7 protein-coding genes are annotated in these 5,507 nt (G+C 41.4%); all 7 read right to left on the reverse strand.

Going from position 1 to position 5,507, the window contains the following annotated elements:
• Window positions 1–116: 116 nt before the first annotated feature.
• The 7 genes from BLQ79_RS07995 to BLQ79_RS08020 all read right to left on the reverse strand — a co-directional run bounded on the left by BLQ79_RS07995 (window position 117) and on the right by BLQ79_RS08020 (window position 4,849).
• A complete protein-coding gene (locus tag BLQ79_RS07995) occupies window positions 117–539 on the reverse strand; it encodes an endonuclease domain-containing protein (RefSeq protein WP_091365580.1) in 423 nt (140 codons plus the stop codon).
• Window positions 460–762 (reverse strand): hypothetical protein, encoded by a 303-nt coding sequence (locus BLQ79_RS08325; RefSeq protein ID WP_200779867.1) that lies wholly within the window; start codon window positions 760–762, stop codon window positions 460–462. Before BLQ79_RS08325 ends, BLQ79_RS07995 begins: the two co-directional genes overlap by 80 nt.
• Window positions 763–1,188: 426 nt before the next feature.
• The gene (rfbB, locus tag BLQ79_RS08000) at window positions 1,189–2,127 is read right to left on the reverse strand and encodes a dTDP-glucose 4,6-dehydratase (RefSeq protein WP_091365582.1); all 939 of its coding nucleotides are present in this window, start codon (window positions 2,125–2,127) and stop codon (window positions 1,189–1,191) included.
• A gap of 202 nt (window positions 2,128–2,329) precedes the next feature.
• Entirely contained in the window at window positions 2,330–2,698 is a 369-nt protein-coding gene (locus BLQ79_RS08005; protein WP_091365584.1) for a four helix bundle protein, read from the reverse strand.
• 100 nt (window positions 2,699–2,798) lie between these two features.
• The gene (locus BLQ79_RS08010; protein WP_091365587.1) at window positions 2,799–3,254 is read right to left on the reverse strand and encodes an arsenate reductase/protein-tyrosine-phosphatase family protein; all 456 of its coding nucleotides are present in this window, start codon (window positions 3,252–3,254) and stop codon (window positions 2,799–2,801) included.
• Window positions 3,255–3,323: 69 nt separating this feature from the next.
• Window positions 3,324–4,238: a Ppx/GppA phosphatase family protein gene (locus BLQ79_RS08015; RefSeq protein ID WP_091365589.1), complete on the reverse strand. Its 915-nt coding sequence runs from the start codon at window positions 4,236–4,238 to the stop codon at window positions 3,324–3,326.
• Between the two features lie 239 nt (window positions 4,239–4,477).
• Window positions 4,478–4,849 (reverse strand): four helix bundle protein, encoded by a 372-nt coding sequence (locus BLQ79_RS08020; RefSeq protein WP_091365592.1) that lies wholly within the window; start codon window positions 4,847–4,849, stop codon window positions 4,478–4,480.
• Window positions 4,850–5,507: the final 658 nt, after the last annotated feature.

Raw genomic sequence — 5,507 nt, forward strand, 5'->3', positions numbered from 1 at the left:
ACCTCCAACCTGTCTATGTAGCAAAGGAAAGCATGCAGCACGTTTTCCTCTCTGGAGAGAGAGGAGGGCCATCGTAGATGGCGGAGAGTTGATTCCTGTATGTGCATCGTAAGGAATTATAGGTAAAGCTCCTGGCTCTGTCTGCTCCTAAGTTCTTTCAACCTCTGCTTAACCACATAATCAATGTACTCACATACCCCTGACAGGTTCGTTAATATCTCTTTATTCATAAATCGTAATACAAGAATACCAAATTGTTTCATAAAAACCGTTCTTCGGTAATCATGAGCTGCCCCATCTTTCATAAAATGCTGCGAACCATCAATTTCTATAACCAATTTGGCCTGTCTGCAATAAAAATCCGCAATATACTGTCCTATAGCATACTGCCGATAAAAACGGACTGGATATTTTCGAAGGTAACATCTCCATAAGATTCCCTCTTCCTTTGTCATTGTCTTACGAAGATGTCGAGCATGATTTTTCGCCTTGGGCTTTCCATAAATATACTTTGACAAATAAATTCCCCTTTTCCCCATTTCCCCTGTCCTGTATATAACCTATATAACCTGTATATAAATAAATAATACTCAAAGCTTTAACCATATTTCCCCTTTGTTCTAACATACAGCAGTCTACTTTCCCCCATCCGCCTTGGCGGATGGTCCGCCCTTTCTCTCCAGAACGGGAAACGTACTGAACTCCTCCCATTTGTGAAGCTTTTGCATTCTTACGGTCTTTGTCCCTTAAATCATCAACCATACTTCCCTATACTCCAACATTGTGGAATCAACAATCCGACAAAAAAGACAGGTTTGAGGGGAAAAGCAAAGGTTAAAGAATTGAGGTTAGAAGGAGGATTATGATAAGTAAATAATACTCAAGGCTTCAGCAATATTCTCCTATATTCAAACATATAAAGATTAGCTGAGGCTTAAAGCCTATCAAACATACAGATACTTTCCCTTACTCAACCATTGAGCAGTCTACTTTCCCCCACCAGCTAAAGCTGGCGGTTCGCCCTTTCTCTCCAGAACGGGAAATGTGCTGCAGGCTTCCCCCTCTTAGCTTTTACCTTCTTATATTTTCATAAGAAAACAATCCATATTCCCCCTGTGAAACAAAATGTTTTTCACGGTCTCGAGAACAAAGCTGCCTTTTTTAAATCTTTGAGTTTTAGCTCAACAGTCACTTCAGTGTGTTCAGGAAGTCATCCAGGGTTCGTGTAGCTTTCCATCCCAGTTTTTCGAGGCTTGATGTATCCATGGCATAGCGGCGATCGTGGCCAGGTCTGTCGTTTACGAAGGTTATTAAATCATCAGATTTACCTAATATAGCTAATATCTTGCGAATTAACTCCAAATTATTGATTTCCTCATGAGCAGACACATTGTATATGTGATTTTCTTTTCCTTTGTGAAGAATATAATCAATAGCCGTACAGTGATCATCCACATGAATCCAATCTCTTCGGTTATCTCCCCGACCATATACAGGAATGGAAATATCACGGTGTGCACAATCGACCACTTTGGGAATAAGTTTTTCTCTGTGCTGAAACCGTCCATAGTTATTGCTGCATCGGGAAATAGTAATCGGAAGTCCATAGGTTCTGGCATAAGAAAGCACCAGCAAATCTGCCGATGCTTTGGATGCGGCATAGGGACTGGAGGGGTGAAGAGCTGACTCTTCTGTGAAAGCACTGGTACTTTCCAATGGTAAATCGCCATAAACTTCATCGGTAGACACCTGATGAAACCTGTTTACCCCAAAGCGCAGACAGGCATCCATTAGCACAGAAACCCCAAGGACATTGGAGTGAATAAACAGTTCCGGATTGTTAATCGAGCGGTCCACATGACTTTCTGCCGCAAAATTGACTACCCACTGCGGCCTTTCTTTTTCAAAAACTGACTGTACAAAAGCTGCGTCTGCAATATCCCCGCGATAGCAGGTCATGTTCGCATGCCTGGCAATTGAATCCAGGTTAGCCGGATTGGCTGCATACGTCATCTTGTCTATGCCGATAATTCGGTCATCTGGATAGTGATTATTCCAGTATATAGCAAAATTAGCTCCAATAAAGCCATATACTCCTGTAAGGAGCAGTTTTTTTCTATGTTCCATTAAATTACCCCAATAATTCAATGAGTTATTTACAGTAATAAAAAAACAGAAAAGTCAGAAACCAAAAAAACAGAGAAGCTAGAAGCCAGAAGCGAGTTTTAAGCAGTGAAGATGGAGATTTGAGTATTGCGGATTCACAGTATTATCGTGACTCCTCAATTCTCAAGTCTATCTTTTCCTCCCTTGCTTCTCGTTCCTCGCCCTATCTTTTTTCCACTCTCTTTTCTATATTTCTGATAAGGGCGCCTAGCATACGGGCGATTTCATCGTACAGAGCCAAGGTAGATTTTGCATCCTTGGCCGTTAAATAACTTAAATCCCTTGAAATAAGAAGTTGTGTCTCTAATTCAGCAGCAGATCCCTTCGCAATTTTCAGGAAATGAATAAACTGCTTATCGGAATTTCTGCCAAACCCTTCTGCTATATTAGAAGGAATAGAAACAACAGCTCGTCTAATCTGGTTTGTCAGACCAAATATTTCCCCCTGAGGAAACCGCTTAGTCAAAGTATAGATAATACGAGTTAATTCCATCGATTTCTGCCATACTATTAAGTCCTTATGATCCTTCATTCATCATACCCCCTAATTCCCTTTTTATCTTAATTCCCCTCTCTATCTTTCCTAGCACCTCGTTTCTGGCTTCTCGCTCCTATCTTTCACTCGCTTCTCGCTACTCGTTTCTCGTTCCTCTTATTAATTCCAGAATCTTTTCACATGCCGCTTTCTGAATCTTAAAGCTCAAATCATAATCTCTGGTTAATTCCGGATTAATAATTGTTCCCTTCATCCCCATGAACTCAGAGAAGCAATGTACTTTATCATCCGGATCTCCGCCTATAATCTTGAACAGAGGCCAGCGGGCAGCATCATCCATATAAACGATGAAGTCATAGATATCATACATGTTCCATTCCATCTGACTGCAGTATTCAGTGCCCCCCTCTATCCCGTAGCGTGCCAGTGTGGTAATAGCCTTTTCCGTAACAGGCTCTCCCACCCCATCTTTGACATGAGCTGAATCGACAGCAAGTTCTATCCCTTCATCTTTTGCCAGATGGCCCAGAATATACAATGCCATGGGCGGGCGGAATGAATCGCCATAAGTTACAAACAGAATACTTTTCATACGAAGACCTCCCTGCCTGAATAATCTCTATTTTAGTTATATCATGATTCCGTAAAATTTATGTAATTTCTATTTTAGCAAAGGCAGTATTTCTGCGCAGATAACCCCTTCCCGAACTCCGGTATCACTGTAGGAAATACGGCTGCTTCCCAGGCGACTGGCCAGGACATCGGCAATAATGAGGCCGGAAATAATGGTGTGCATACGATCCGGCACCGCTTTCATCAGCACAATAGTCTTCTCCTCTGTGAGGGGTATATCCCGCTGAAATTCAGAAATCATCTGTTCTATTTTCAGTACATCCATACGGGTATTATAGCGGTCACAATGATAGAGCCTATTATACAATGCACAGGCACTCTTGAATGTACCACCCATACCGATAATGGCCGGCGCGCAGTGCTGCTGAAGTCCCCGTACCTGGTCAAACATCCTTTCCGCTTCCGCTTTCATTGCCTGACATTCTGCGGCAGAAGGAAGAAAACCATGTACCAAATCTGTGCGAAGCGAGAGAGCTCCCATAGGTACACTGATTTTAAATCGGATTTCCCTATGTTCATACGAAACAATTTCCGTAGATCCACCGCCGATATCCACTAGAAGCCCGCTCCCGTCTTTTCTATTATGTGTCGCTCCAATGAAGTCAAAAGTTGCTTCCTCATCCCCGGAAATAACACGGAGTGAAATTCCAGTGCGCTTTTCAATTTCACAGACTGCCGCTTTACTGTTTCTGCAGTTCCTGAGAGCCGCCGTAGTAATTGCATCCATGGCCGCTATCGGAAAATTAGCAAGGAAATTCTTAAAATCCTTCACAATTTCAACCGTCTTATCAATACCTGCCTGCGACATACAGCCATTATCAATAAAACCAGCCAGTCCAATAGCATGCTTCTTCTTCAGAAGTAAATCCATGGAATCCTTCTCCAGATGATATACCGCCAGACGAATAGAGGTGGACCCAATATCCATAATCGCATACAACATTTCAATCACCAACCCGTTACCTTAATTACCACACAGAACCTGATTCATTCAACATAATTCTATCATACGTGATGGGAGCTCAGAGCTTAGAGCTTAAAGCAAAGAGCTTTGGCAGATTCGCTCCGCTTATCTGCAAGTGGATTCTGCGAATTGCCTCTTTTATAAAAAGTGTAAAAGACAGAAAGAATCAGATTTCTTCAGATTCTTTCTGTCTTTTTCCGATTTTATACGATTTTTCGCTAATCTCTAACCTCAACGCTCTTACCTATCTTAAAAATCAGAGTGCCAAGCATTCGGACGATTTCGTTGTACAGGGTTAATGCCTGTTTTATTTCTCTGTCGTTTATATAGCCGAGCTTTTTCGAAAGGAGAAGCTGAGTTTCTACTTCGGCTGCTGACCCCTTTGCAATCCTGAGAAAAAAGACAAACTCTTTATCAGTCCCCCGGCTATGCCCCTCTGCGATATTTGATGGAATTGAAACAACGGCTCGCCTTATCTGATTTGTTAATCCAAATAACTCTTCCCTGGGAAATCCACGTGTTAACGTATAGATGAAACTTGCCAACGCCATAGACTTCTGCCATACAATCAATTCCTTGTAATCCCTCATCCCTAAATCCCCCTTACTCAAAAAAATTCCCTAAGTAAACAAATACAAATTCAGAACCCCTAATTCTATAATCTGTACTTATCTCAATACCATCATATCATAATTCTAATATTTTGCATTTTAATATTCATTTCCTCCAAGGCATCAAAAAAGACTTCCAATTCAAATGGAAGTCTTTTGGGATACGTTATATAAGAAGAGGCTATTCGCAGAATCATTCTGCAGACACAGATGAGCTGATGCTCATTGTTCGCAAGAATGGGAGTGCGACATTGTTTATGAATTCCAATCTCCAGCTTTCATAAAGACCTGGATACCATTCTTAATGAAATTCTGCGAATTTCTGGAACAGAAGACTTGTGTCCAATGACGACAAGCCATTAGTACCATAAAAGTGTAGTTGTTGGAGAATGATCATCTTCATCAGCTGCACTTATTTATTTATAATTAGGGGAGTAATTGGTCTGACGAAAAGCCATTGGATTTCGCATCCGTACGACAAACTGTCAACCCGCCCCTTGTTATAAATATTCGATTAAGCAGGTTGGGATTTGCTCCCGTGTAACGAACTAAACTGAATGATAATAAGTGTGGCTGGAACAATTACTTTTATTTAAATTATCAGGAGGTGCGCTATGATTAGCGTAGGTATTGATGT

The organism is Dialister histaminiformans (assembly GCF_900103425.1).
Classification (GTDB): Bacteria; Bacillota; Negativicutes; order Veillonellales; family Dialisteraceae; genus Allisonella; species Allisonella histaminiformans.